Below are 25,306 nucleotides of genomic sequence, written 5' to 3' on the forward strand. Positions count from 1 at the left end.
CTTTCCTTAACACCATTTTTTCTGTAAACTTCTTACTTGACAAGTATGTTATTAGAGTATTAAATAGTCTATTACACAACTACCATTTAAGATGAAAAGCATTTTAAAAATATTAATACTAACCTTAGCTATTGGATTAAGCTCATTTACCCTCAATAACGATCCAAATACTTTTATGTCAAAAGGATTGACTAATCTGTCAAGTGAAAATTACCTTAAGGCAATTGGTGATTTTACGATGGCAATTAGTATTCAAGATAACTTAGGTGAAGCCTACTACCATAGAGCCATTTGTAAAGATCTTTTAGGTAAAAAAGAAGGATATATTAATTCTGAATTATGCCTAGACTTAATTGAAGCTATAAAATATGATCATTTTGAAGCAATAGAAAAATTATATGAATTAGGCAGGATTGAATGCTATATGTTTAAAAGTGCTGCTCTCACACCAGACAAAGCATACTGTATAGACATTTCTTCTCAAAATTACAGCTCAATACCTAACGAATTTAGTGAATTTTCAAATTTAATTTCAATTAGTGCATCTTCTAATAAGATCAAAACTCTTGGTACTTTATACAATAGCTGTCCTTATATTATTTCATTAGATTTAGGACAAAATGACATTTCAATTATACCATCAGAAATAACTAAATTTAAATACTTATACAACCTTAACCTTAGTAATAATAATTTATCAAGGTTGCCTAAAGAAATAGTAAAGTTAGAACATTTATCCTTCTTGAATTTAAGAGGAAACCAACTAGAAGAATTACCAAAAAACATAGATAATCTGAAATCTTTAAAAGTTCTTGATTTATCATTAAATAGAATTCAAAAACTACCTAAAAATTTAGAAAATCTAAAAAATTTAGAAACACTTGTACTTGCAGGCAACCCATTGCAAGACGCTGATGTAAAAACATTAAGACTATTATTACCTAATACTCATATTATTTATGACATGTAAAAAAAGGGCTATTGCATTAAGCAATAGCCCTTTTCTATATCTCTTTAATTGATTCTATTTGTTTCCTGAAAATTCAGAAACATATAAATCAATTGTTCTTCCTAAACGAATTCTTGGATATTTACCAGAAGCCGCATTAACTTCTGCAACAGGAGATTGTCTGATAACAACGCCTGGAACTGTATCGTATTCTATATATTGAACTCTGCCTTTCCCAAGACCTTGCCCAAACAATACAAATTCAGCATCCCCTTCAGTCATACCCACTACATTAGGCACCTCAATAGTAGCATTACCCATACCATCACCTACTACTAAATCAATATTAGTACCTTTCAATACTTTAAAACCTCTTTTAAGTTCTGCCTTAGAAATCCATCTTCCTTTATAGCGTACTTTTAATACGTTATTTACAAATCTATCTGGTTTTCTATCTACAGTTCCTACCTTCATTCCTAAATTCTTTAAACGAACAACTGCATTTTTTAAAGAACCATCAATTAAATCAGGTAACTCAATAGATGCAGGTTCCGAAGGATTTACAGTTAAATAAATCTTTCTATTATCCTTTACCTTTTCTCCAGATACAGGAGTTTGAGATAAAACTGTCAAGTAAGGAAGGTCTGGATTATAATTCACCGCAGATGAATCAAATATTTGGTATCTCAATCCAGAAGACTCTAATCGTTTTTTTGCATCTTCAATAGACAAACTATCAATGTCTGGTACTGTAACAGTTTCAGCATGATTGGTTGATATTGGTAAGTAAACTTGAAAAAAGATCAGTAGTAAGAATAAACTTACTATAACCATCAACCCTATATTAATTAAAAGTGCTGATGGAGTATCTCCAAAGATTAATTGTTTAATTTTTGTTTTATCCATAATGAATTAGCTAAGAGTAGCTTCTGTTCGTTTTATTCCGTAATCTAAAATACTATCAATAAAGTCAAAAGGCTTGTAACCATTAATTGCCGCTTGATGGAAAATACACGTTGCAGGCGTCATACCAGGTAAAGAGTTTACCTCAATAATAATTGTCTCTACACGTTTTTCTTCTCTCCAAATTCGCACAAAAGCATCAATTCTGCAATACCCCTGAACATTAAGTTCTTTAGCCACTTTTTCTAGGTCCTTACGAACTGCAGCAGATATCCATTTTTGCTCCTGACTATCCGTAGAAAAACGAGGAGGTGTGATATTTTGTCCTTCCCCTGCCAAGAATTTTTCTTCAAGAGACAGAATTTCACCACTAGCTAATGCTTCTGAAGGTTCAAAAATCTCATATGATCGAGAACCGTCATCATGCCACTTTGTAAGCATTCCTCCAGTAATTTCTAAAAAGTGATCTGCTCCATTTGGGCTAATCAATTCTTCGATCAAAATACGTTGTTTAGAAGGAAACTCTTCGTTTTTATCAAGGTTTAATTTATTTCTCAACCCTTCATTCACTTCTTCTTCTATTCTAAAAATAGCTTCAGCAAAATCCTCTAATTGTTCACGCTTTTTAATCATCATTACAGCAGAACTACATCCATCATCAGATGGTTTTGCAATAATAGGGTAAGTGAAATCTTTCTCTACCGCATCTATTGCTCCTTTTTTATCTTTCTGCCAATCTGCTTTTTCAAGCAACATATGTTCAGCAACAAAAATACCGCTCTTTTTAAGTATTTCTGTTGTTAGGTATTTATCAATAGTAATTTCCGAACTATCAACATCTGAGCCGTTATATGGAATATGTCTTTTATTTAAATGCTTTTGTACAGCACCATCTTCACCTGGTCTACCATGTAAAGCAATAAAAACTGCATCTACTCTATTTTTCAATAGGTCATAATCAAGAGGCTTAGGATCAAAACAAGCCCCTGCTGCATATTTAGCTGTAATTGGTTTTGCTTTTTCAATTGCCTCTGTTAATACAGGATGCTTTTCTCCTGATAATGCCTGGTCTATTTTTAATTTAATATCATCAGCATTATCCTTAAGCATAATGTTAACTGGTAATTCAAATAACTTATGCTCTTCTGCAGTTCCCGTTAAGAAAATAGGAATAGCTTCATATTTATGCGATGAGGCTAATTTTTCAAAAATATTTCTTCCACTTTCTACAGAAATATGTCTCTCAGAAGAATATCCTCCCATTATTACTCCAACTCTAAGCACTTGATGCTCTGTAGTACTTGAAGCATTAATTTGATGATCTAGCTTTGTTAAAAGTGGTTTGGTTACTACTGTATTCTTTCCAGATCTTATTCTACATGCTAATGACGTACGAATAATAAATGTTAGAAATTGAGATGGATTTAAACCTATCTCAGCTGCTTGATGGAAGAAGAAAGAAGACGGCATCATTCCCGAAGTGGTATTCGGATCGTTTAATAATACTGTTCCATCTGCAGTTACAAAACCATCAATTCTTGCGTAAACATCAAATTGTAACTTTGAATACAGATTCTCACAATCTTTTTGAATCTCTCTTGTTTTCTCAATTGGAAGATCGATTGGTGTTACCTTTCTACTCATTCCTGGCAGGTATTTCGATCTATAATCAAATACACCTTCATTCCCTCTCACTATTTCTGTAGGAGGCAATGCTAATGGAATACCGTTTTCATCTTCAATAACAATACAAGAAAATTCTCTTCCTTGAACATGCTCTTCAATCAACAAACGCTCTTCTGCATCTAAAGATTGATAGCTTATTAGATCTTGTTTCTTTTCTACAAGCTGAAGATCAAGATGTTCTAAAAGTTCTTTTGGATTATAAATAATATGACCTTCTTGACCATTTACATATACTGGTAAACCTATTCCCAAACGAACATCTGCAAAATCATGAACAAAACGAATTTTATCTTCAGCTGATAAATTGATCCAATCTGATGACTTTACTTCTTCAATAAATAAAGACTTTTTAGCTGCAGCAACAAAAGCAGATAAACTATCTTCTTTTACAATACTAACACCCAAAGATGATCCTTGCCTTGGTGCCTTTACAACTAAAGGCATACCCAATTTCTTTTTCAAGCTAGAAAAAGTAGATGCTACCTTATCGTCTGTTAGATCTTGAGCACTAATAACATCATAATCTGGTGTTGTAAGCTGTAGATCAGTAAATAATTTCTTTTGGGTAATTTTATCAATACCTATTGCAGAAGATAACACCCCTGCTCCTGAGTAAGGAATACCATACCATTCTAAAATACCTTGCAAATTCCCATCTTCACCAAAAGGTCCGTGAAGTGCCAAAAATGCAAAATCAAAAAGATCTGCAAACTGGTTAGGATTAATTTTTTCTCCAACAGCACTAGCCATTTCCGTAGCTTGAGCTTCTGTAAGCTTACCCAATGACTCCACATACATTTGAAAACCTTGTAAATTTTCTGGAATGCTTTGTACGGGCGGATAAAAATCTCTAACCGTTCCTTTATATACATATGACCACTCCAAGTGAATGAAGTTGCCTAAACTATCAACAAAAATCGGTACAGGCTCGAACAAATGTTTGTCTAAATTATCGTAGACAGTTCTACCTCCCGCAAAGGAGATTTCACGCTCTCGTGAAATACCTCCAAAAAATATCCCTACTTTTATCATGACCCGCAAATTTAGCAAAAAGGTATTAGGTTTTTACTATCTATTTAATGGATTATTTTCTTTTTAATAACTGATACACCAACTGCGTCATTCCTTTGCTCTGATATCGTTAAATACAGTAGTTATCAGCACCTTCAAAGAAATTTATTACTTAAAAATGAATAACAATTGGAAACAATTGATAAATGTAGCATTTTGCCTCGAATAAATTAAATATTTACTAGAATGACTATAAACAATACTCACCTATTACTACTATCTACTTTATTTTCTATCACCTTTCTGTCCTCTTGCCAAAAGACAATTGAAAATAAAATTTCAAAAAATGACGATCTACATTTAGATGTCTTTTTCGATAGTGTTTTTTTATCAGATTTAAATAAAAGCCCTGAATCTTTAACCTATAGAGGTGATAAATTCCAAAATGATGAATGGGATGATTACTCTGAAAGTGCATTTTATAAAACTTTTAGAGATAAAGAACATGCTTTAAATGAATCTAAAAAATTCAACACTCTTAACTTTTCACCAAGTAGAGCTTTAAGTTTAAAATTATTTCAGGATGAATTAAAATTAAATCTTGATGGAGAACGCTACCATATGTATGAGTATACTTTTAATCAAATGTTTGGTGCTCAAAGCGAATCTGCTTCATTTCTAATCGGTTTTCATCAAATTGATTCTAAAAAAGATGCAGAAGCCTATATAGAAAGAATAAAAAAAGTACCTGAATTAATGCAACAAAAAATTGCTAAATCTGAAATGGCAAGTGAAGTTGGTTTTAGGTTACCTAAATTTTTATTCCCAAAAGTTTTAGATGATTGTGAGAATTTACTTAAAGGAAGTCCATTAGATAAATCAACAACTCTTCATCCTTTAGTTAGTGATTTCAATAATAAGTTAAGTGCATTAAAATTACCTTCTAACGAAGAAGAACAATTAAAAAAAGATATGCATCATGCTATGGTGTATTACTACGGGCCTACATATAGAAAACTCATTCATTACCTTAAAAAAGAAGAGCAACTTTCTAATAATGATGCAGGTGTATGGCGCTTAAAAGATGGCGATGAATACTATGCTTTTTGCTTAAAGAAAATTACTTCTACCGATCTTACGGCTACACAAATTCATGATTTAGGTTTAAAAGAAGTAGAAAGAATACATAATGAGATGAAAATTATTAAAGAAAAAGTTGGCTTTGAAGGAGACTTACAAGCCTTTTTTCAGTACATGAAATCATCTCCTCAATTCTACTATGCAAATACAACGGAAGGTAAACAAGAATACCTACTTAAAGCAACTTCAGTTATTGATAACATGAAAGGTCGTTTAGACGAACTCTTCATTACTAAACCAAAAGCTGAAATTATTGTAAAAAGAGTAGAAGAATTTAGAGAAGCAACAGCTGGAAAAGCTTTTTATAATAAACCTGCTAAAGATGGGTCAAGACCTGGATATTATTATGCAAACCTTTATGATATGAAAGGGATGCCTAAATATGAAATGGAAGCATTAGCTTATCATGAAGGAATACCGGGACACCACATGCAATTAGCTTTAACACAAGAATTATCAGATCTTCCAGAATTTAGAAAATCTGGTGAATACACTGCTTACATAGAAGGATGGGGTTTATACGCTGAGTTCATTCCTAAAGAATTAGGCTTTTATAATGATCCATATTCTGACTTTGGCCGTTTATCTATGGAGCTCTGGAGGTCGTGTCGTCTTGTAGTAGATACAGGGATTCATGATAGAAAATGGACAAGAGAAGAAGGTATTTCTTATTACACTTCTAATACTCCTGCTGCTTATGGACAATGCGAAAAAATGGTTGACAGACACATTGTAATGCCTGGGCAAGCAACTGCTTATAAAATTGGAATGGATAAAATTTTAGCTCTTAGAGAAAAAGCTAAAGCTACACTCGGTAGTCAATTTGATATTAGACAATTCCATGAGGTAGTATTAAGTAACGGACCAATTCCATTATCAACTTTAGAATATCTTGTTGATAATTATATTCATAAGAATAATCAGATACTATAATTTTAATAGTATTATTCAACATAAAAGCTATTAATTTTTAGCGGAAGCAAAAAACTGTCTTATTTTTGATATACTCATTATCTAAATAAGACAGTTTTACTTTATCACATATAACTTGAAATCTAAATCAACCCTATTCTTGCTTATTTTTTTGAGCAGTACTACTTTTCTATTTGGACAAAATACACCAAAGATTTTATCTGGTTTAACTGACTATATAGAAACCATATCAGATAAAAATTCTTTTCCAGATCAATATCATTTTGATTATGCTTATAAAGTCACGCATAATCATAGTAATGATAGTATAGAAAACTTTATTATTTACTCAGCTGAAAAAGGAAATTATTTTGCTTTATCAAAAGATCTTTCTGATACCGAATTAATGGTTTTTGATCTTTCTAAAAATTACTTAATTACTTTTTGTTCAATAGATAATAATCAATATGCTATTTCTGGGCCTTTGTCGTTCTTTGATCAATTTAAGGTTGATCAAAAAGTCTATAATTTCACAAAAAACTTAGAGAAAGGGAAAGACAAAAAAAAGATAAAACATATTAGTTATACATCTTCTTATAAAGGTGTTATTACTGAAATAGACATTACAAACGAGAAAAAATTTAAAAATAATGGATTTAAAAAAGGATTTTGGATGATAATTCAAGAATCTAATTCAACACCAACACCACTAATTGAAAAAGGTAGTATTTTAGAAATCCGAACAAAAACCTCTAAAAACCAATCAAAAGCTAGTATTAATGAGGTTATTAAATTGGATAAAAATATTATTCTTTCAAATTATAAATTGATTGATTTTGGTGCTTTAGAGCAAGTTAAAAAAGACTCTTTATAAGAACGTTTTACTACTTAACATCAACAATGATAGTTTATTTACTAACCATACTCTTATTTATACTCTTCCTTATTGTAGGAACCGCTATTTATTCGGTTTACCTCCCTGTTTCTGCAAATTTCGACACAAAAATTGCAGCATCCGTACCTGCAAGTGCTCAAGAACTAGAAAAGCATGTAAGAGCACTTTGCTCTACTACTGGTTTTAGAAATTACACCAATAAAGTAGCTCAAGCAGAAGCTGTGGATTATATACAACAGAGTTTCGAATCATTCGGTTATCAAACACACATTCAAGAATTTTTAGCCTCTGGAGAACCATATAAAAATATTATTGCTTTTTATGGTGATCCAAAAAAAGACAGGATAGTTGTTGGTGCTCATTATGATGCTTTTGGCGAACAACACGGTGCTGACGATAATGCAAGCGGAATTGCAGGCGTTTTAGAAATTGCTCGACTGTTAAATGTATTGCAACCAAAATTAAACTACTGCATTGAACTTGTTGCCTATGCTAATGAGGAACGTCCTTTTTTCACTACAAAAGACATGGGAAGTTATGTACATGCAAAAACAAATATTGATAATAATGTACATACAGTTTTAATGGTTTGTTTAGAGATGATTGGATATTTTGACGAAAAGGAAGGCACTCAAGATTACCCTATCAAGGCGTTAAACAATTTATATCCAAAATCTGCAGATTTTATTGCTTTGGTGGGCAACCTTAAAAACCACTCTGCTGTAATGAAATTTAAAACTGATATGAAAAAATCAGCAAATATAGGTACATACTCAATAAATGCACCTTCTAGTATTAAAGGACTCGCTAATTCCGACCACAGAAACTATTGGCAGTTTGGACAGAATGCTATTATGGTCACTGATACATCATATTTTAGAAACCCTAATTACCACCAACTTTCTGATTCCCCAGAAAGTTTAGATTACAAAAAAACTGAAGAAGTAATTAGGGGTACTTATTATGCAATCACACAATATTAATTAACAATTAAAATGTCTTACTTAATAAAATACAAAAGTGACTTTCAAGTCATAGAGTTCAATGAATCTACTAATACTGTAAAATCATCTTGGAATACTCCTATTAATCTATCTGAAAAATTGTACAGAGAAGAATTAAATCAATATTTTAAAATGATAGAAGAATATTCTCCAAGTTTAATTCTTGTTGATGCAATAAAAGCATACTACAACATACATCCAGACACTCAGGAATGGATTAATCAACGTAATATAGAAATTCATCAAAAGATTAATTTAAGAAGAATGGCATGGGTTGTATCTTCCGATTTATTTTCTCAAGTCTCTTTTGAGCAAGCACTAGATGATGTCAACTCTAACAACATCTTTAAATTGCAATATTTTGACAATGTTGAAGAAGCTGAAAATTGGCTTAATAAAAACTTGGATTAATTATATTTAATATTTACATTTATTACACGTTGTTAATATTTACACTATAACTACTATATAAACGAACCCTAATGAAGCATTTTTTATTATACTCTTTTGTTACTTTAACTATCGCATTATTGTCTTGTACAAAAGTGCACAAAACAAGTCCAGACGTGATAACTGTAGATGACGATTTACGAAAAAGAGAATCGACATTTTATGGCTTTAAGATGAAAAAATTGGATGGCTCAGTTTTAGACTTCCAAACGCTTAAAGGCAAAAAAATATTTATTGTAAATACTGCATCAAAATGTGGTTTTACCCCTCAATATGAGCAGTTAGAAAAACTTCATCAAAAATATGGTGAAAATTTAATAATACTAGGTTTCCCTTGTAACCAATTTGGAAAACAAGAACCAGGTACAAGCGAAGAAATTGCATCATTCTGTAAACTTAACTATGGAGTTACTTTTACAATGATGGAAAAAGTAAATGTGAAAAAAGGAGATGATCAATCTCCTCTTTACAGATGGCTAACAGATCCTTCTGAAAATGGTTGGAATGATGAAGCTCCTTCTTGGAACTTCTGTAAGTATTACATAAACGAAAAAGGAGAATTAAAAGACTTCTTTAACAGTAATATTAAACCACTTGATGAGGAAGTGATTAAAGCTATCTCAAAATAACACTACTATTTATACCCACTTTAGGCCTCCTTGATTAAACATTAAGGAGGTTTTTTTTATTATATTGAAAAATGGATAAAAATTTCTGGAAGAATAAGTACCAAACGCAAAGTACGGGTTGGGATTTAGGAACGATAAGTACACCGCTAAAAGAATATATTGATCAACTGAAAGATAAAGAGCTAAAAATATTAATTCCAGGAGCAGGTAATGCCTATGAAATAGAATACCTCTGGAATGCTGGCTTTAAAAACATTTATGCATTAGATATTAGTGAAGAGCCCTTACTTAATTTAAAAGAAAGATGTCCCGAAATACCTTCAGACCAATTAATCTGTGAGGACTTCTTTAATTTAAACCCTTCATTAAAATTTGATTTAATTATTGAACAAACTTTCTTTTGTGCACTTAATCCTTCACTAAGAAAACAATATGCAGTACAAATGCAGCGTTTACTAAAAGACGGAGGCAAATTATCAGGATTACTTTTTATTTTTCCTCTTACAGAAAGTGGCCCACCTTTTGGAGGGTCTAAAGAAGAATATTTAAATTACTTCACTCCATATTTCACAGTAAAGACAATGGAAAGTTGTAACAATAGTATTCCTCCAAGAGATGGAAATGAGTTATTCTTCATTCTCGAAAAAAAATAATATTAATAAGAGCATTTGTAGTTCAAACAGCATGAATAAACAAATAGGCATTAAAGTACTTTGGCTAGATCAATACGCTAAACTGAAAGAAGAAAATCAGAAATTAAAAACAGATCTAGATAATGCTTTAGAATATTGCAACGCACTTTTAGAAGATAAGGAAAGTTATAATTTTGACGAAGTAGAAGGGAAACCACTACTACAGGCTGTCAATGCATTAAGAATCCAAAGAAAAGAACTCAAAATCATAGAAAATGAAAGAGAGTGGGTATCTGAAGGACTTTCTAAATTTGTAGATATATTGAGAGCTTCTCAGGATAACCTAGAAGATCTCTGTGATCAAATCATCAATAATCTAGTTTCGTATTTAGGTATTACTCAAGGTGGACTTTTTGTTGTTGATGAGAATATAGAAGATCGTAAGGAGTTGATATTAATTTCAGCATATGCTTACGAAAGAAAGAAATACATCAATAGATCAATTAAGCCTAGAGAAGGATTAGTAGGTCAGGTTTTCATAGAAAAAAAACCAATGTACCTTAAAGAAATACCTGATCAATATGTAAATATATCAAGTGGACTAGGTAAAGCAAAACCAACCAATTTGTTCATTGCTCCAATGATGATGAATGAAGAAGTTTATGGTATTATTGAACTTGCTTCACTAAATGAAATGCCAGAATTCCAAAGAGAATTTATTCTTAAACTTGGAGAATCTATAGCATCTACAATTGCTGCAACAAGAAATGCTGCAAGAATGAAAATTTTATTAGAAGATTCTCAAATTCAGGCAGAGCAAATGAGAGCACAAGAAGAAGAAATGCGTCAGAACGTAGAGGAACTTCAAGCTACTCAAGAAGAAATGCACAGGAAACAAAAAGAGCTCGAAAATACGAACTCAAAAATGAAAAATAATGAAGCCGTTCTACAGAAAGCATTTGATAAAATGAGAACTGCAGACGAAAATCATAAAATCAAATTCTCAGAATTAGAAGTTACAATCAATCAAAAAGAAGATGAGATTTCTAAACTTTTAGAAGAAATTGAGTTAAAAAATCAAGAAATTGAAAAATTAAGGGGTCAACTTTAGAAATTAATTCTAAACAAAGCATAGGTTATTGCAAGAAGTTGTAATAACCTATTATTTTTGCCGAGGGAAAATATGCCTAAATTTTAAGGCTTCCCATTTTTAAATTAAGAATCAAATAAAAAAGATCGAACATTGTTCGATTGGCAAAAATAGCGATATATGAAAATCTCCTTAAATTGGCTAAAAGGCCTAATTGATATAGAGGATAAAACACCTCAGGAAATTGATGAACTATTAACTAGCTCAGGACTTGAAGTTGAAGGTCTTGATGAAGTTGAAGAAATAAAAGGCGGACTTAAAGGACTTGTAATTGGAGAGGTGTTAGAATGTGAACAACACGCCAATGCAGATAAATTAAGAGTTACTAAAGTTGACATAGGAACAGAAGAACCTGTACAAATTGTATGTGGTGCTCCAAATGTTGCCAAAGGTCAGAAAGTAATTGTTGCAACTATTGGTACAGAACTTTATCCATCACCAACGGAGAGTTTCAAAATCAAAAAAGGAAAAATCCGTGGGGAAGTTTCTATGGGTATGATTTGTGCCGAAGACGAAATTGGTCTTGGTCAATCTCATGATGGCATTATGGTATTAGATACTGATGCTGCTAACGGAACACCTGCTGCTCAATATTTCAAATTAGAAAACGATTATATTTTAGAGATTGGTCTAACACCTAACCGTGTAGATGGATCATCTCATTATGGTGCTGCACGTGATTTAAAAGTATTACTTGATCGCAAAATAAAACAAGTTACTAAAGAAGATATTTTAGATTCTTTTAAAGTAGATAACACTTCTGCTGCGGTAACTGTAAACGTAGAGAGTACAGAAGCTTGCCCAAGATATTCTGGTATTACAATTTCTAACATTAAAGTAGGCGAATCTCCAAAATGGATTAAACAACGTTTAACTGCAATTGGTTTAGCACCTATCAATAATGTTGTAGATATTACAAATTATGTTTTACATGAATTAGGCCAACCTCTTCATGCCTTTGACCTAAGTAAAGTAACTGGTAACGAAATCAACGTTCGCTTTGCTAAAGAAGGTAGTGAATTCGTTACTCTAGATGAAGAAAAACGTACATTAAAAAGTAACGACCTAATGATCGCAAACGCATCTGAAAATATGTGTATTGCTGGTGTATTTGGTGGTCTTGATTCTGGTGTTTCTAACGAAACAACAAGTGTTTTCTTAGAAAGTGCTTATTTCCACCCAGACTTTGTTCGTAAAACGTCTCAACAACACAGTATTAAAACAGACTCTTCATTCCGTTTTGAAAGAGGTTGTGATCCTAATATGTGTATTACTGCATTGAAATATGCTGCTGCACTAATTAAAGAATATGCTGGTGGTGAAATCTCTTCTGAAATAGTTGATATTTACCCTACTCCTATTGAGAATTTTGTTATTGATGTAAAATTCAAAAACGTTGATCGTTTAATCGGTCAATCAATTCCTCAAGATAAAGTAATTTCAATTCTAGAAGGGTTAGAAATTTCAATCTTAGAAAGAACAGAAGATACTATTAAAGTTTCTGTTCCTCCTTACCGTGTAGATGTTCAAAGAGAAGCAGATATTATTGAAGAAATTCTTAGAATTTATGGATTCAACAATGTTGATCTAAGCGAATCTCTATCTGCTGGTTTCTTAGCAAACTTCCCTAAAAAAGATAAGAATATCTTACAAACTAAGGTTACAGAAATGCTTGCAGGAAGTGGTTGTCATGAAATAATGACCAATTCACTAACATCAAGCAAGTACTCTGAAGCTGTTGCTGATATTGATAGCGATAAAGATGTTAAGATTTTAAATATACTAAGTGCAGATCTAGACGTAATGCGTCAGTCTATGTTATTTAGTGGTTTAGAAGTTATTAACCATAACATCAGACGTCAACAAAAAAATATCAATGTTTTTGAATTTGGTAAGACGTATCATAAAAAAGAAAATGGTTATAAGGAAAATGAACACTTAGCTGTATTTGTTTCTGGAACTTCTTCTGAAGAATCTTGGATACGTAAAGCAGTTGCTTCAGACTTCCATACGATTTCTTCTTTAGTAGAGCGAATCTTAGATCGTTTAAATATTCAGGGAGTATCTCAGGAATATATTTCTAACGATACTATTGCTTATGGATTAACATATACTGCAAGAAAGCAAGTTATTGCAACTGTAGGTATGGTATCTCCAAAAACAGCAAAATTAGCAGGAGTAAAACAAGACGTTTTCTATGCTGACATTGATTGGACAGCATTAGTTAAAATGTATAACGCTGATTACAAATTCAAAGAAATCCCTAAGTTCCCAGAAGTAAGAAGAGACCTTTCTATTGTATTAGATAGCAAAGCAACATTTGCTTCTATAAAAGAGATTGCTCAGAAAACGGAACGAAAATTATTGAAGAAAATCAATGTTTTTGATGTATACGAAGGTAAACACTTATCTACAGGCTTAAAGTCATATTCTGTAAGTTTCATTTTGCAAGATGAAAACAAAACGTTAAATGACAAGTCTATCGATAAATGTATGTCATCTCTGATTAAAGCTTTTGAAAATCAATTGAAAGCTGTAATCCGTAAATAATCAATGATATTTATATACCACTCATAGCAAGACTATGAGTGGTACTTATTTTTTTAATTAGAATAACATGTCCACTATCATCCCCACACTAAACGAGGAATTGAAACAACTTTTTGAAAAGGTTTCAACCCTAACTTCATTGTATGAAAAATCTCAATCGAAACTTAAACAATTACAAGACGAAAAGATTGTTTTCGAAGATCAAATAGACACTACAATTGAAATTCAAGAATACAGTGATAAGCTACAAGAACTCATTAATAAAGGGGATGAACAGATCAATCAATTACTAACTGATAAATCTAGCTTGCAAACCGAGAGAGATGAAGCACAGAAGTTATCCGAAGGACAACAAAGTGTAATACAGTTTTTAAATCAAGATATTGATCAACTAAGAAAAACATTAGAAGAAAAAGATGAAACGATTGATATTTTCAATCAACAAAAGAGAGAATCTATAAAAGAGGTTCAAAAATTAAAAAATGAAATAAGAGATCTTCATGCTCATGTTAAGAGTTTGGAGAATTTTGAAAATGAAAAGAAAGAGCTAATTGCTCAAAAGGAAGAACTAAAAGTAGAGGTTGATCTCTTAAATGAAGAAGTTGGTCGACTTTCTAAGCAATAGAGTAGCTTTTTTTCTGTTGAAAAGTGTAAAATTCCATAATTTAAATTACTTTTATTTGTTAGAAGGGAATTTTACTTGAATCGTTCGAAAAAACGTTTTAATACATATATTCACATTAAGATAATTTCGGTCTAAATTATTAGACGAATAACCAAAAAACTTGTAGAAATTAACATGGGATTAAGATCCAGCAAAGAAAGTATTCAGTTAAATCTTTGTGGCAAATCGTATAATTTAAAAGCCACAACGTCTGAAGCACATTTACTTCGAAAAGCTGCAGAACGTCTAAACGAAATTTTAGACGATAAGCGACAACACCTTAACGGTGCTGATCTTAAAGACCTACTTGTTATTACTGCATTTGATTTTGTAGTAAATTCTTTAAAAGACGAAAGAGAGCTGAAAGAATCTACTGATAGTGTGAAAGCATTAAACAAACAACTCGAAGAAATTCTAAACGAGAATTAAAAGTTGATCATTGTAGTTCCCTAATACTATATATATTATTCAACAAGTAGTCACTGAACTACGCACAGACATCTGTACGTACAAATGGAACCGAACATAATTTTAGCTGCCGTAGTCTGCTTACTAGTAGGTATAGCAATCGGTAGATTTTTATTAGCTAGAGTCTTAAAAGGGATGGAAACATCTGCTATAGACAAAGCAAATAATATACTTGAAGACGCTAAGAAAGAAGCCGAAAGTATAAAGAGAACAAAGTTGATTGAATCAAAAGAAAAATTCTTGAAAGCAAAACAAGATTTTGATTCTGAAACTGCAAAAAGAAAAAATCAGCTTAATGTAAACGAGAACAAATTAAAGCAATTTGAAAACCGTTTAAAGCAACAAGAAGCAAAGCAAAAACAAAAAGAAGCTGTATTAGCAAAGCAAGTCGAATCTTTCAAAAAGAAAGATAAAGAAATGGAACAACGTTTTGAAGAACTTGCTATTCAAAAAGAGTTTACTTTTAAAGCAAAAGCTGAAGCTGAAAATTTACGCCTTAAACAAGTTGAACAACTTGAAAAAGTTGCCAACTTAAAAGCTGAAGAAGCTAGAGAGCAATTAGTTGAAGCACTGAAAGATGAAGCCAAAACAAAAGCTTCTATGCATATTAAAAATATCATGGAAGAGGCTAAAATGACAGCAACTAAAGAAGCTCGTAAAACTGTTATTACTACTATACAAAGAACTGCTGCTGAACAAGCAATAGAAAATTGTGTATCAGTATTTAACCTTGAAAGTGATGAACTTAAAGGTAAAATTATTGGTAGAGAAGGACGTAATATTAGAGCTCTTGAAGCTAGTACAGGTGTAGAAATTATTGTTGATGACACTCCTGAAGCAATCATTATTTCTGGTTTTGACCCTGTAAGAAGAGAAATTGCAAGAGTTTCACTTCATAGATTAGTGGCAGATGGACGTATCCACCCTGCTCGAATTGAAGAAGTTGTTGCTAAAACGCGTAAAAACATTGAGGACGAAATTATCGAAATCGGTGAAAGAACTGTTATTGACTTAGGTATTCATGGTTTACACCCTGAACTTATTAAGTTAATTGGTAGAATGAGATTCCGTTCTTCTTACGGACAGAACTTGCTACAGCACTCAAGAGAGGTATCTAACTTAGCAAGTACTTTGGCTTCTGAACTTGGATTAAATTCTAAAGTTGCTAAACGTGCTGGTTTACTACACGATATTGGTAAAGTTTGGCCAGAAGAACCTGAAGTTCCTCACGCAATTTTAGGTATGAACTTAGCTCAAAAATACGGAGAAAGTCCTGAAGTTTGTAATGCTATTGGTGCTCACCACGATGAAATTGAGATGACTTCATTAATCTCTCCTATCGTTCAAGCATGCGATGCTATCAGTGGTTCTAGACCTGGTGCTAGACGTGAAATGATGGAATCATACATACAACGTCTTAAAGAACTTGAGGGCTTAGCTATGGACTTTAAAGGAGTTCATAAATGCTATGCAATCCAAGCTGGTAGAGAATTACGTGTAATGGTAGATGCTGAGAAAGTTCCTGATACTGATGCTGGTCAATTATCATTTGACATTGCAAATAAAATCGAAACTGAAATGCAATACCCTGGACAAATTAAAGTAACGGTTATCCGCGAAACAAGATCTGTTCACTTTGCGAAGTAATCAAGATTTAATAAAACATATAGAGGTTGGCTATTCAATTAGTCAACCTTTTTTTTTATCTTAAAAATAAAAATGATAGAAAAAAGTAGATGTACTTGGTGTATTGGTAATCCTTTAGATGAAGAATACCATGATAATGAATGGGGTGTACCTCTCCATGATGATCAAAGGTTATTTGAGATGTTAAGTTTAGAAGGAATGCAAGCAGGATTAAGTTGGAATACTGTATTAAAAAAAAGAGCTCATTATAATAAAGTATTCGAGAATTTTGATCCTAAATTAGTTTCCCAATATAAACAGGAAAAAATAGATGAATTATTAGGAGACCCAGGAATTATAAGAAATAAGCTAAAAGTAAATTCAATAATAAATAATGCTAAGCTCTTCTTAAAAGTACAAGAAGAGTTCGGATCTTTTGACAAATATATTTGGCAATTTACGGGCTATAAAACGTTACAAGGCAAAAGAAAACTAGATAGCGAAGTTCCAGCTACTTCAGATGAGAGCGATTTAATGAGTAAGGACCTCAAAAAAAGAGGATTCAAATTTGTCGGAAGCACCATTTGTTATGCTTATATGCAAGGTATTGGAATGGTAAACGATCATACTATAGCTTGTTATAGATACTCAGAATTATCATAAATTATATATATAACTCTACTCTTCTTCAATATGAAACCCTTCATAAAAACCTTTCTGTTCTTCTTATTTTTAATTTCGACACCACTATTTGCACAAAACTCTAAAAGTGACTCAACGAAAAAAGAGAAAAATCTTCAATTTATTGGTATTCCCAATGTAGCAAATAATAAAGTATTTGGATGGGGTGGAGGAGCCAATGTTGGAGCGTTTTATAAGTTAAATAAAGCAGATTCAATTTCCCCTCCATCTATGTCATTTATACAAGGAATGTACTTCCAAAACGAAACTTGGTGGTTGGCTTTATTACAAGAGAATTATTACAAGCAAGATAAATTCAGAAGCAGGGTTTTATTATTTACTACTAATGTAAATTTTCAATTTTATACAGATGAGTTACTTCCACAACTCCCTTCAACTGTTGTTCCTTATTCTACAAAAACATCCTCTATTCAAGCTAGCTTTTCTACTAAAATTTTTAAAGACGCCTTCCTAGGACCGATCTATACTTATGGCAAAAATAATTTTTCTTTTGATAGTGATGCATTAAATAAACTACTTGAATTAAGAAATGTGGGTGAGTTTACTACTTCTGGAATTGGTTTAACGTTTGATTATGATTCTAGAGATAATATTTTCTCTACATCAAAAGGAATGTACTTTAACTTATACTCTTTAAGTTATTTTGATGCAATTGGTTCTGATGCAGACTTTACAGGTCTATATGGAGAATACTCATACTTCTATTCGATCAAAAAAAACATGATATTAGCATCTAAAGCTAACATTGCTGCTCTTTTTGGAGATGTCCCTTTTATTGAAGAAAATGTAATGGGCTTTGGAGGTACAAGGTTTCAAGACCTTAGAGGATATAATAAAGGGCAGTTTAGAGGGAATCAGATGTATATGGTTCAAACTGAACTAAGATGGAGATTTTATAAAAACTGGGGTGCCAATTTCTATTGTGGTATGGGTACTGTTTTTACTGCAGAGCAGAATGTTCCTTTCCTTCCAGCTGGAGGGCTTGGCTTAAGGTATAAAGCCTCTAAACAATATAACATTAATGTTGGTATAGATGCAGCATGGGGTAAAGACGATAATGGTATTTACTTCCTTATTGGTGAAGCCTTTTAATATTCAATAGTAAAAGGTAGTACAATCTTTTGTTCAACAGGTTTTCCATTCTGTTGTGCAACCATCCATTTTGGTGATTTAACTAAAAGATCGCTCACAGTTTTGTCTACTTCTTTGTCTACCCCTTTTAAAATTGAAACATTACTTATTTTACCGTATTTATTTACAATAAATTCTACAAATACTTTTCCTGTATTTCCATTTGTAGTAGTGTTCTTCATTGTATAAGATGAATGGAACCAATGGAAAAATTCACCCATCCCTCCTGGGTATGTTGCCGATACTTCTGCCATCACATACTCTGTTTCTTCGCTATTATCTTTTGAAAGATCTGAATTGATTTCATCTTCTAATAGCATTTTTAGTTCTTCACCATTCATCTTTAACTCATTACTCATAGAGAATTGAAACATTGTATTAACCTCTTCAAGAGCAAGTGTATTGAATCCTAAATGATGATGAGACAGTGCTCTAATGTATTGTATTTCAGCAGTAGACCTTGGTAGCAAGGCTATAATTTCATCAGTTTTAACTAATGCTTTATCAAATTCTTTTTTCTCTAATAATTCATACGCATAATCGATATAATCTTTCGATGTTTCTTCGGGAGAATATTGAGCAAAGCTTTGAAGTGAAAATAGTGAAAGTACTATATAGTAAAATGTTAGTTTCATTAAACTGATGGTTTAATAGTTGAATTGTTGCTTAATTAATAACTCGAAATCTTAACAGATTATTGTTTTACAGTTAGTAATAACATAATTATATTTTAGAATTCAAATAAGATAATCTTAGAGGTGCATCAAATTTTTCTATTGCGTATCTTAAAGTTGTCCTAGCCATGTGTTTATAATGTGCCTTTAAAAACATTTCCTCTGCAGTCTGATCCCTTTTCCCTATTTCTTTTAACATCCAACCTGTTGCTTTATGCATTAAGTCGTGCTTATGTTCCAAAAAATGCTCACACAAACGAAAAGTAATATCAAAACTATCTCTTTTAATAAAGTAATATGTAGCCACTACGCTTACTCTTTCTGTCCAAAGATGAGAAGATTTAGACAAATCATAAAGTATACTAGCATCAGCCTTTCCTTCGTAAATATATCTACCTAATAATTTGTAAGCAGAACAGTCTACCAAATCCCAATTATTGATATAGTTTAAATGCGTTAAATATAATGATATAATATTCTCTTGAGATATAGGTGAATTCTTTTTTTCAAAGTGATGAATCATCATAAAAAGAGCACACATTCTCATTTCATGTATATCATTTTTCAATAAAATCACTAATTCATGATATAGAATTGATAAATAATTCGCTTTTGCTACTTTTCTAATATCAGGAACAGATACACCTAAAAAAACATCACCTTCTCCATATCCACCTTCAAAAGCTTGAAAAAATAAATACGATTTTTCTCTTTTCCTTTCGTTACTGTAACTCGAAAGCTCTTGATAAATCAAACTTTCACTATTATTCTTCATTTGTTATTCTTTCCTCCAATTTAATCTATAAGACAGTCCCCCTTCTACAAACCAAGTATCAATAACTTTTGTATTATTAAAACCACCATAAATATCAAACATTAAATTATTCGTAACTAAGTAAGAAAAACCAGCATCAAAACCAGGGCGGAAATAATTTAAATTTCCATACATTTCAACAAATGCTCCAACTTTATCAGTTACTGCAAAAGCAAAATTTAAAGTAGCTGGTACATAATATCCTTCTATACCTAAATCATCTGTTCCAGAACTCTCTCCAGGAAGTACCAAACCGTAATTCATAGTTACACTTAACCATGATTTTAATTGATGATAGGAAGCCATATTATATACCATTCCTACATTTTTCCTTTCATAATCTTTCCCTACTAATTTAGTAATTAAACGCCCTTGAAAAGCAAGAGAAGGAACCCAACCATTATTCTCTAAGAGTTGATACTTAAACCCTAATTGTACATTACTTAAACCTTGTGCAAACAAAGAATCTTTAGCTCCAACATCACCTCGAATACTTCTCCAATTAACTAATGCTTCAAAATCAAAAGTTTCTGTGATTCCTAATCTAAAAAAGGTTGTACTTAATTGTGATTTTTTAGGTGTACTATCCGAATCTTCATTTGAAAAATTAAAGCCCGTTTGTACCTGAACAACTTTCCTACCTAAAGTAGTAGCTGTAAAAGACTGCCCGGGTCTATCACTTGATATCGTTTCAGAGAATTGAGCTTTTACATTTATACTAAAAAATATAAAAGTAATTAAGATGTAAATAGATAATCTCATATATGTTTATTTTAATAAGATTAAGAAGTTACAATTTTAGTCGTTCTTTCAGAATTTCATCAACAATAAACACAAAAAAATCCTTGCTCTTTTATATTAAAAGAACAAGGATTGAATATATATCCTACTTATTACTTTCGTAATAAGAAGTTACTATTAACCAGTAGCTCTAAGTGCTGATGCAATTGCATTAATTGACGTCAACAATTGGAATAATACTGCTTCTACATCTTCTGGATTAGACTTTTCATCAGCCTTCATTTTTCTCCATTTCTTCAACAATCTAATTTGTGTTTTATGAAGTGGATTTAATGCTTCTGCTCTGATAAAGCTAGAATAATAATGGTTGCTTCTTCTTTCTGCAAAAGAAGTTTTTAAGATGCTATCCATCATTTTTCTTGTTCTAGCAAGTTCAGAAGTTAACTTTTCTAAGATATCTTCACGAACGTCTTTATCTTTCACCATTGCAGCATACTCTTTCATAACAGACTCGTCTGTTGCTTCTAGAGAGGTATCTACGTTAGTAAATACGTATCTGATTAATGGATCAGTTTGCATCAATTCTTTCAACTTAGCAAAATCTGCAGGACGTTCTTTAGATAATTTCTCTAAAGTATAACCTACACCGTACCAAGATGTCATATTGAAACGAGCTTGGCTCCAGCTAAATACCCAAGGAATAGCTCTTAAATCTGCAAGAGTTCTTCTACCTGTTCTACGAGCAGGACGAGAACCAATTCTACTTGACTCAATTGCATCAATTGGAGTAGCTTCACCATAGAAAGTGATAAAATTAGGATCCTCTAATAGAGAAGCATAAAAATCTCTACTTTCATGTGCCATCCAAGCAACCACATCTTCAATAGGGTGTTTCCCTTTAGAACCTAAAATGTCTGAAGTTGTATTTGCAACTGTACCCGCAAGTAACAGTTCCATATTATAACTTGCGTTCATTTTATTGGCATATTTCTGCTCAATTGTCTCACCTTGTTCAGTTAAACGCATGTTTCCGTTTACACCGCCATGAGGTAGAGATTGGATAAACCAGTGAGCTGGACCAGCACCACGAGAAATAGTACCACCTTTACCATGGAAGAAGTTGATTGCAATATCTCTATTTTCTCCAACTTCAGCCAATCTTGATTCCGCATGGTGTAATGACCATTGAGAAGCTAAGATACCACCATCTTTATTACTATCAGAGTAACCTACCATTACCATCTGCGTTAAACGTTTCTCTCCGTTTAATGTTTTTTGGTATTCTAAGCTACGACGTGTAATTGGATGATCTAAGAAACTTTGCATTACTTGTGGACTTACCTCAAGATCTTCAATAGTTTCGAATAATGGCACTACAGGTAATTTACAAACTAAACCTTCTGGTGTTTGCTCCATTAAACCTGCTTCTCTTGCAAGAAGATATACTGCTACTAGATCTGACACAGAACGAGTCATTGAGATAATCAATGCACCGATACCTGAAGAACCGTAGTTTTTGATATATTTAGCTAATACTCTATAAGTAGAGATTACAGCATTTGCTTCGTTAGGAAGTTGAACTGAAGGGTGAGTAAAAGGTCTGTTAGACAATAACTCATTATTCATGAATGCAACTCTCTTTTCTTCAGACCACGTTAAGAAACTTTCTCCGTCTAAAGACGCTGCCGTCAATAATTGAGAGATAGCTTTATCATGGAATGCACTGTTTTGACGTACATCTAAACGTGCTAAGTGGAAACCAAAAGTATCTAATACTCTTAATGCATCATTCACATAAGAATACGCTAATCTTTTAGCACCAAATTCTATTAAAGTAGCTTGTAAAAGTTCTAAGTCAGATTTTAACTCTTCAGAGAATCTGTATCTGAATTCACTTTCTTGAAGCTCAACAGCATGCTCTCTTTTAACTTCTACAGGTAATTTAGCAAGACAAAGGTTAACGAATTGTCTGAATGCTTCACCAACATTTCTGTCTAAAGCATCTTGACCTCTTTCCCCTAATTCTTCAGCCATTGAATTGATACGAGCTTTTAATGCTTCTGGAGCATTCTCGATATCACAAGAAACTGAAAGTTTTTTAACTAAATTAAATAATGATCTTCTAACTAAAACGAAAGCATTTAATCTTAAAACTCCTAATGTTTCGTCAGTAATTTCATGAGTTACCAATGGATGACCATCACGGTCACCACCTACCCAGTTACCAAAAGATACACGAGGACGACTATCAACTTTTCTAATAAGATCTTTATTAAAGCCAACTTCTCCCCAAGCTTGTTGGAAACGTTGATCTAAAATTGGAAGAACTTCTGGGAATACATTTGTTAAGTAGTGAATAGCATTTCTTCTTTCAGATGCTACGTCAGGTTTCTCAACAAAAATTTCTCCTGTTCTCCATAAAGTATCTAATATTAATTTAATTTTTGCATTGATAGAACGTTGTTCAATACCTGTATACATAGAGTTTTCTCTTTGTACAAGTAATAAATATAATGTTCTATGGTGCTCTAATACTGTAGATCTTTTTGCCTCAGTAGGGTGAGCTGTTAAAACAGGCTCAACTGTTACTTGAGGTAATAGTGCTGCAATATCTCTTTCAGAATACCCTTTATCTTTAAGATTTTGAAGGCGTTCTCCCCAAAGACCTTTTACTGAAGCTAATCCATTATCGTTTTCTTTTGTTCTACGAGCTTGGACTGCTCCATTTACTTCTACCATATTCAATAACTGAAATACGATAGAGTATAATTGCATATATTTTTCGTCGAATTTTTTTAATTCGGGAGTTGATTCATTAATCCAAGGAATAGCATTCGCCATCTCCTCTTCACCATTCTCCATTAAAACTTCGTATAAACACTCTAGTAAAAACTCTAAGTCTTTGTACGGTTTCCCTAAATGTTTCTTGACAACTTCAAGAGCACTCAGTGGTGTTACTGTTTCTTTTGACATTGCTAATAAATAAAATTATATATATGAGATAATTTGTAATAAATGATAAAACGTGATTGAATTGCAAGATTAGTTAAAAATTTCGTAACAAAAGTAGACATTTATCATCATTAATTAATATTAATCAGCGGAAATAATGATTTAAATTACAATTCCTGCCTTACCTTCGTCACGTTTTTGTTTGCGTTCTGTCTTACTAAAACGATTAATTATTAGTCTATTTGACCTATCATAATTAAGATAATTCCAAAACCAATTCACAAAAACAATAGATTTATTCTGCATTCCAATTAATGACATGATGTGTACAAACATCCAAATAAACCATGCAAATGCTCCAGAACTTTTAAAGTTTCCAACTTCAACCACAGCTTTATTTTTACCAACGGTTGCCATGCTCCCTTTGTTTATATATTTAAAGGTTTTTAAGTCTTTATCTTTTAAAATGCTCTTTATATTCTTACCTAAGTTTGTTGCTTGTTGGATTGCAACTGGTGCTACCATTGGATGCCCGTGCGGATATTCTTCTTGCTCCATAGATGCTACATCTCCAATAGCAAATACATTTTCAGTACCTATTACTTTGTTGTAATCATCTACCTTTATTCTATTACCACGTTCCGTTATTTTATCAATATCAATACCTTTAGGAGAGTTACCTTCCACACCGGCAGACCATATTAAATTCTTTGTAAAGATCTCTCCATCAGCACCATTCTTAACTGTAAGTGCTACTTTACCATCATAATCTTTTACTAAAGTATGTTTATGTAATTGTACACCTAGTTTAATTAAATACTTTTCTGCATCAACAGATGACTTCTTTGATAATGCTTGTAATACACGATCTCCTGCATCTACCAAATGAACCGTCATTCTACGAACATCCAATTCGGGATAATCTACAGGAAGAACATATCTTTTTAACTCTGATAATGCCCCTGCCAGCTCAACACCAGTCGGACCTCCACCAACGATAACGAATGTCATGTAGGCTTCTCGAAGTTTTAAATCATTAGTTTGGAGTGCCTTTTCAAAGTTTTGTAATAAAAAACTTCTAAACTGAAGTGATTGAACCACAGTTTTTAAAGGCATACTATGATATCTAATATTCTCATTTCCAAAAAAGTTAGTTCTTGATCCTGAAGCAACAACGAGATAATCATACTTTAAACTACCAATATCTGTAATTACTTCATTTTTAGAAGTATCAATTTCTTTGACCACAGCGAGTCTAAAGAAAAAATTTTTAAAACCATGGAATAATTTTCTAATTGGAAAAGATATAGAATCGGGTTCTAAGCCAGCCGTTGCTACTTGATAAAGTAATGGTTGAAAAGTATGATAATTATTTCTATCAAGAAGTACAGTTTGTACATCTACTTTTTTAAGTTGTTTTACGAGTTCTAACCCTCCAAATCCACCACCAACAATAACTACTCTGGGAACTTGAGGCTCTGGTACATCTAAATGTTTCTCCATGATTATCTATTAATAGTTCGTACTAAAATTTCATCTATACAGGATTGTAATAGACACACACTAAAATAATAGCTTATTGATGATTAACATAGTAAACCTGTCATATTTTTCACCAAAAAA

The 25,306-nt window shown here is 32.2% G+C and carries 21 protein-coding genes; 14 read left to right on the top strand and 7 right to left on the bottom strand.

What is annotated here, in order from left to right:
• Positions 1-91 precede the first annotated feature (91 nt).
• Positions 92-970 carry a leucine-rich repeat domain-containing protein gene (locus tag KM029_RS07700; protein ID WP_144072722.1) on the top strand — a complete coding sequence of 293 codons (879 nt, stop codon included), beginning with the start codon at positions 92-94 and terminating at the stop codon, positions 968-970.
• A gap of 54 nt (positions 971-1,024) precedes the next feature.
• Here KM029_RS07700 and KM029_RS07705 read toward each other — a convergent pair whose 3' ends face one another.
• Together KM029_RS07705 and KM029_RS07710 are read right to left on the bottom strand one after the other, a co-directional pair.
• Entirely contained in the window at positions 1,025-1,855 is an 831-nt protein-coding gene (locus tag KM029_RS07705) for a PASTA domain-containing protein (protein ID WP_144072723.1), read from the bottom strand.
• 6 nt (positions 1,856-1,861) lie between these two features.
• Positions 1,862-4,570, bottom strand: coding sequence for a D-alanine--D-alanine ligase family protein (locus KM029_RS07710; RefSeq protein WP_144072724.1), 2,709 nt, complete (start codon positions 4,568-4,570; stop codon positions 1,862-1,864).
• A 225-nt stretch (positions 4,571-4,795) separates the two neighbouring features.
• Here KM029_RS07710 and KM029_RS07715 point away from each other — a divergent pair, with 225 nt between their 5' ends.
• The 13 genes from KM029_RS07715 (at position 4,796) to KM029_RS07775 (ending at position 18,463) form a co-directional block, all read left to right on the top strand.
• A complete protein-coding gene (locus KM029_RS07715; RefSeq protein WP_144072725.1) occupies positions 4,796-6,622 on the top strand; it encodes a DUF885 domain-containing protein in 1,827 nt (608 codons plus the stop codon).
• A gap of 139 nt (positions 6,623-6,761) precedes the next feature.
• Entirely contained in the window at positions 6,762-7,475 is a 714-nt protein-coding gene (locus KM029_RS07720) for a hypothetical protein (protein ID WP_144072726.1), read from the top strand.
• Positions 7,476-7,501: 26 nt separating this feature from the next.
• Positions 7,502-8,479: a M28 family peptidase gene (locus KM029_RS07725; RefSeq protein ID WP_144072727.1), complete on the top strand. Its 978-nt coding sequence runs from the start codon at positions 7,502-7,504 to the stop codon at positions 8,477-8,479.
• Between the two features lie 12 nt (positions 8,480-8,491).
• Positions 8,492-8,911 (top strand): STAS/SEC14 domain-containing protein, encoded by a 420-nt coding sequence (locus KM029_RS07730; protein WP_144072728.1) that lies wholly within the window; start codon positions 8,492-8,494, stop codon positions 8,909-8,911.
• A 71-nt stretch (positions 8,912-8,982) separates the two neighbouring features.
• A complete protein-coding gene (locus tag KM029_RS07735) occupies positions 8,983-9,579 on the top strand; it encodes a glutathione peroxidase (RefSeq protein ID WP_144072729.1) in 597 nt (198 codons plus the stop codon).
• A 71-nt stretch (positions 9,580-9,650) separates the two neighbouring features.
• A complete protein-coding gene (locus KM029_RS07740; protein WP_144072730.1) occupies positions 9,651-10,232 on the top strand; it encodes a methyltransferase domain-containing protein in 582 nt (193 codons plus the stop codon).
• Positions 10,233-10,263: 31 nt separating this feature from the next.
• Positions 10,264-11,322, top strand: a complete 1,059-nt coding sequence (locus KM029_RS07745; RefSeq protein WP_158630993.1) for a GAF domain-containing protein — start codon at positions 10,264-10,266, stop codon at positions 11,320-11,322.
• A gap of 159 nt (positions 11,323-11,481) precedes the next feature.
• Positions 11,482-13,911 (top strand): phenylalanine--tRNA ligase subunit beta, encoded by a 2,430-nt coding sequence (gene pheT, locus KM029_RS07750; RefSeq protein WP_144072732.1) that lies wholly within the window; start codon positions 11,482-11,484, stop codon positions 13,909-13,911.
• Positions 13,912-14,011: 100 nt separating this feature from the next.
• Positions 14,012-14,536, top strand: a complete 525-nt coding sequence (locus KM029_RS07755) for a coiled-coil domain-containing protein (protein ID WP_144072733.1) — start codon at positions 14,012-14,014, stop codon at positions 14,534-14,536.
• Between the two features lie 174 nt (positions 14,537-14,710).
• A complete protein-coding gene (locus tag KM029_RS07760) occupies positions 14,711-15,004 on the top strand; it encodes a cell division protein ZapA (RefSeq protein ID WP_144072734.1) in 294 nt (97 codons plus the stop codon).
• An 84-nt stretch (positions 15,005-15,088) separates the two neighbouring features.
• The gene (gene rny / locus KM029_RS07765; RefSeq protein ID WP_144072735.1) at positions 15,089-16,690 is read left to right on the top strand and encodes a ribonuclease Y; all 1,602 of its coding nucleotides are present in this window, start codon (positions 15,089-15,091) and stop codon (positions 16,688-16,690) included.
• A gap of 72 nt (positions 16,691-16,762) precedes the next feature.
• Entirely contained in the window at positions 16,763-17,332 is a 570-nt protein-coding gene (locus KM029_RS07770; protein ID WP_144072736.1) for a DNA-3-methyladenine glycosylase I, read from the top strand.
• Positions 17,333-17,362: 30 nt separating this feature from the next.
• A complete protein-coding gene (locus tag KM029_RS07775) occupies positions 17,363-18,463 on the top strand; it encodes a BamA/TamA family outer membrane protein (RefSeq protein WP_144072737.1) in 1,101 nt (366 codons plus the stop codon).
• Here KM029_RS07775 and KM029_RS07780 read toward each other — a convergent pair.
• The 5 genes from KM029_RS07780 to KM029_RS07800 form a co-directional block, all read right to left on the bottom strand.
• Complete coding sequence (locus KM029_RS07780; RefSeq protein WP_144072738.1) at positions 18,460-19,137, bottom strand: energy transducer TonB; 678 nt, start codon at positions 19,135-19,137, stop codon at positions 18,460-18,462. The two genes, KM029_RS07775 and KM029_RS07780, sit on opposite strands and share 4 nt — an antisense overlap.
• Positions 19,138-19,225: 88 nt before the next feature.
• The gene (locus KM029_RS07785) at positions 19,226-19,951 is read right to left on the bottom strand and encodes a DNA alkylation repair protein (RefSeq protein ID WP_144072739.1); all 726 of its coding nucleotides are present in this window, start codon (positions 19,949-19,951) and stop codon (positions 19,226-19,228) included.
• Between the two features lie 3 nt (positions 19,952-19,954).
• Positions 19,955-20,752 carry a transporter gene (locus KM029_RS07790; protein ID WP_144072740.1) on the bottom strand — a complete coding sequence of 266 codons (798 nt, stop codon included), beginning with the start codon at positions 20,750-20,752 and terminating at the stop codon, positions 19,955-19,957.
• A 156-nt stretch (positions 20,753-20,908) separates the two neighbouring features.
• Entirely contained in the window at positions 20,909-23,704 is a 2,796-nt protein-coding gene (locus KM029_RS07795; RefSeq protein WP_240050283.1) for a phosphoenolpyruvate carboxylase, read from the bottom strand.
• Between the two features lie 141 nt (positions 23,705-23,845).
• On the bottom strand, positions 23,846-25,186 hold the full coding sequence (locus tag KM029_RS07800) for an NAD(P)/FAD-dependent oxidoreductase (protein WP_144072741.1): 1,341 nt from the start codon (positions 25,184-25,186) through the stop codon (positions 23,846-23,848).
• Between the last annotated feature and the right edge of the window lie 120 nt (positions 25,187-25,306).

This window comes from Flammeovirga kamogawensis (assembly GCF_018736065.1).
GTDB lineage: Bacteria > Bacteroidota > Bacteroidia > Cytophagales > Flammeovirgaceae > Flammeovirga > Flammeovirga kamogawensis.

Excerpts from the sequence above, each read along its gene's own strand:
- KM029_RS07700 (WP_144072722.1), top strand. The coding sequence starts at position 92 with ATGAAAAGCATTTTAAAAATATTAATACTAACCTTAGCTATTGGATTA.
- KM029_RS07705 (WP_144072723.1), bottom strand. The coding sequence starts at position 1,855 with ATGGATAAAACAAAAATTAAACAATTAATCTTTGGAGATACTCCATCA.
- KM029_RS07710 (WP_144072724.1), bottom strand. The coding sequence starts at position 4,570 with ATGATAAAAGTAGGGATATTTTTTGGAGGTATTTCACGAGAGCGTGAA.
- KM029_RS07715 (WP_144072725.1), top strand. The coding sequence starts at position 4,796 with ATGACTATAAACAATACTCACCTATTACTACTATCTACTTTATTTTCT.
- KM029_RS07725 (WP_144072727.1), top strand. The coding sequence starts at position 7,502 with ATGATAGTTTATTTACTAACCATACTCTTATTTATACTCTTCCTTATT.
- KM029_RS07730 (WP_144072728.1), top strand. The coding sequence starts at position 8,492 with ATGTCTTACTTAATAAAATACAAAAGTGACTTTCAAGTCATAGAGTTC.
- KM029_RS07735 (WP_144072729.1), top strand. The coding sequence starts at position 8,983 with ATGAAGCATTTTTTATTATACTCTTTTGTTACTTTAACTATCGCATTA.
- KM029_RS07740 (WP_144072730.1), top strand. The coding sequence starts at position 9,651 with ATGGATAAAAATTTCTGGAAGAATAAGTACCAAACGCAAAGTACGGGT.
- KM029_RS07745 (WP_158630993.1), top strand. The coding sequence starts at position 10,264 with ATGAATAAACAAATAGGCATTAAAGTACTTTGGCTAGATCAATACGCT.
- pheT (WP_144072732.1), top strand. The coding sequence starts at position 11,482 with ATGAAAATCTCCTTAAATTGGCTAAAAGGCCTAATTGATATAGAGGAT.
- KM029_RS07760 (WP_144072734.1), top strand. The coding sequence starts at position 14,711 with ATGGGATTAAGATCCAGCAAAGAAAGTATTCAGTTAAATCTTTGTGGC.
- rny (WP_144072735.1), top strand. The coding sequence starts at position 15,089 with ATGGAACCGAACATAATTTTAGCTGCCGTAGTCTGCTTACTAGTAGGT.
- KM029_RS07770 (WP_144072736.1), top strand. The coding sequence starts at position 16,763 with ATGATAGAAAAAAGTAGATGTACTTGGTGTATTGGTAATCCTTTAGAT.
- KM029_RS07775 (WP_144072737.1), top strand. The coding sequence starts at position 17,363 with ATGAAACCCTTCATAAAAACCTTTCTGTTCTTCTTATTTTTAATTTCG.
- KM029_RS07780 (WP_144072738.1), bottom strand. The coding sequence starts at position 19,137 with ATGAAACTAACATTTTACTATATAGTACTTTCACTATTTTCACTTCAA.
- KM029_RS07785 (WP_144072739.1), bottom strand. The coding sequence starts at position 19,951 with ATGAAGAATAATAGTGAAAGTTTGATTTATCAAGAGCTTTCGAGTTAC.
- KM029_RS07790 (WP_144072740.1), bottom strand. The coding sequence starts at position 20,752 with ATGAGATTATCTATTTACATCTTAATTACTTTTATATTTTTTAGTATA.
- KM029_RS07795 (WP_240050283.1), bottom strand. The coding sequence starts at position 23,704 with ATGTCAAAAGAAACAGTAACACCACTGAGTGCTCTTGAAGTTGTCAAG.
- KM029_RS07800 (WP_144072741.1), bottom strand. The coding sequence starts at position 25,186 with ATGGAGAAACATTTAGATGTACCAGAGCCTCAAGTTCCCAGAGTAGTT.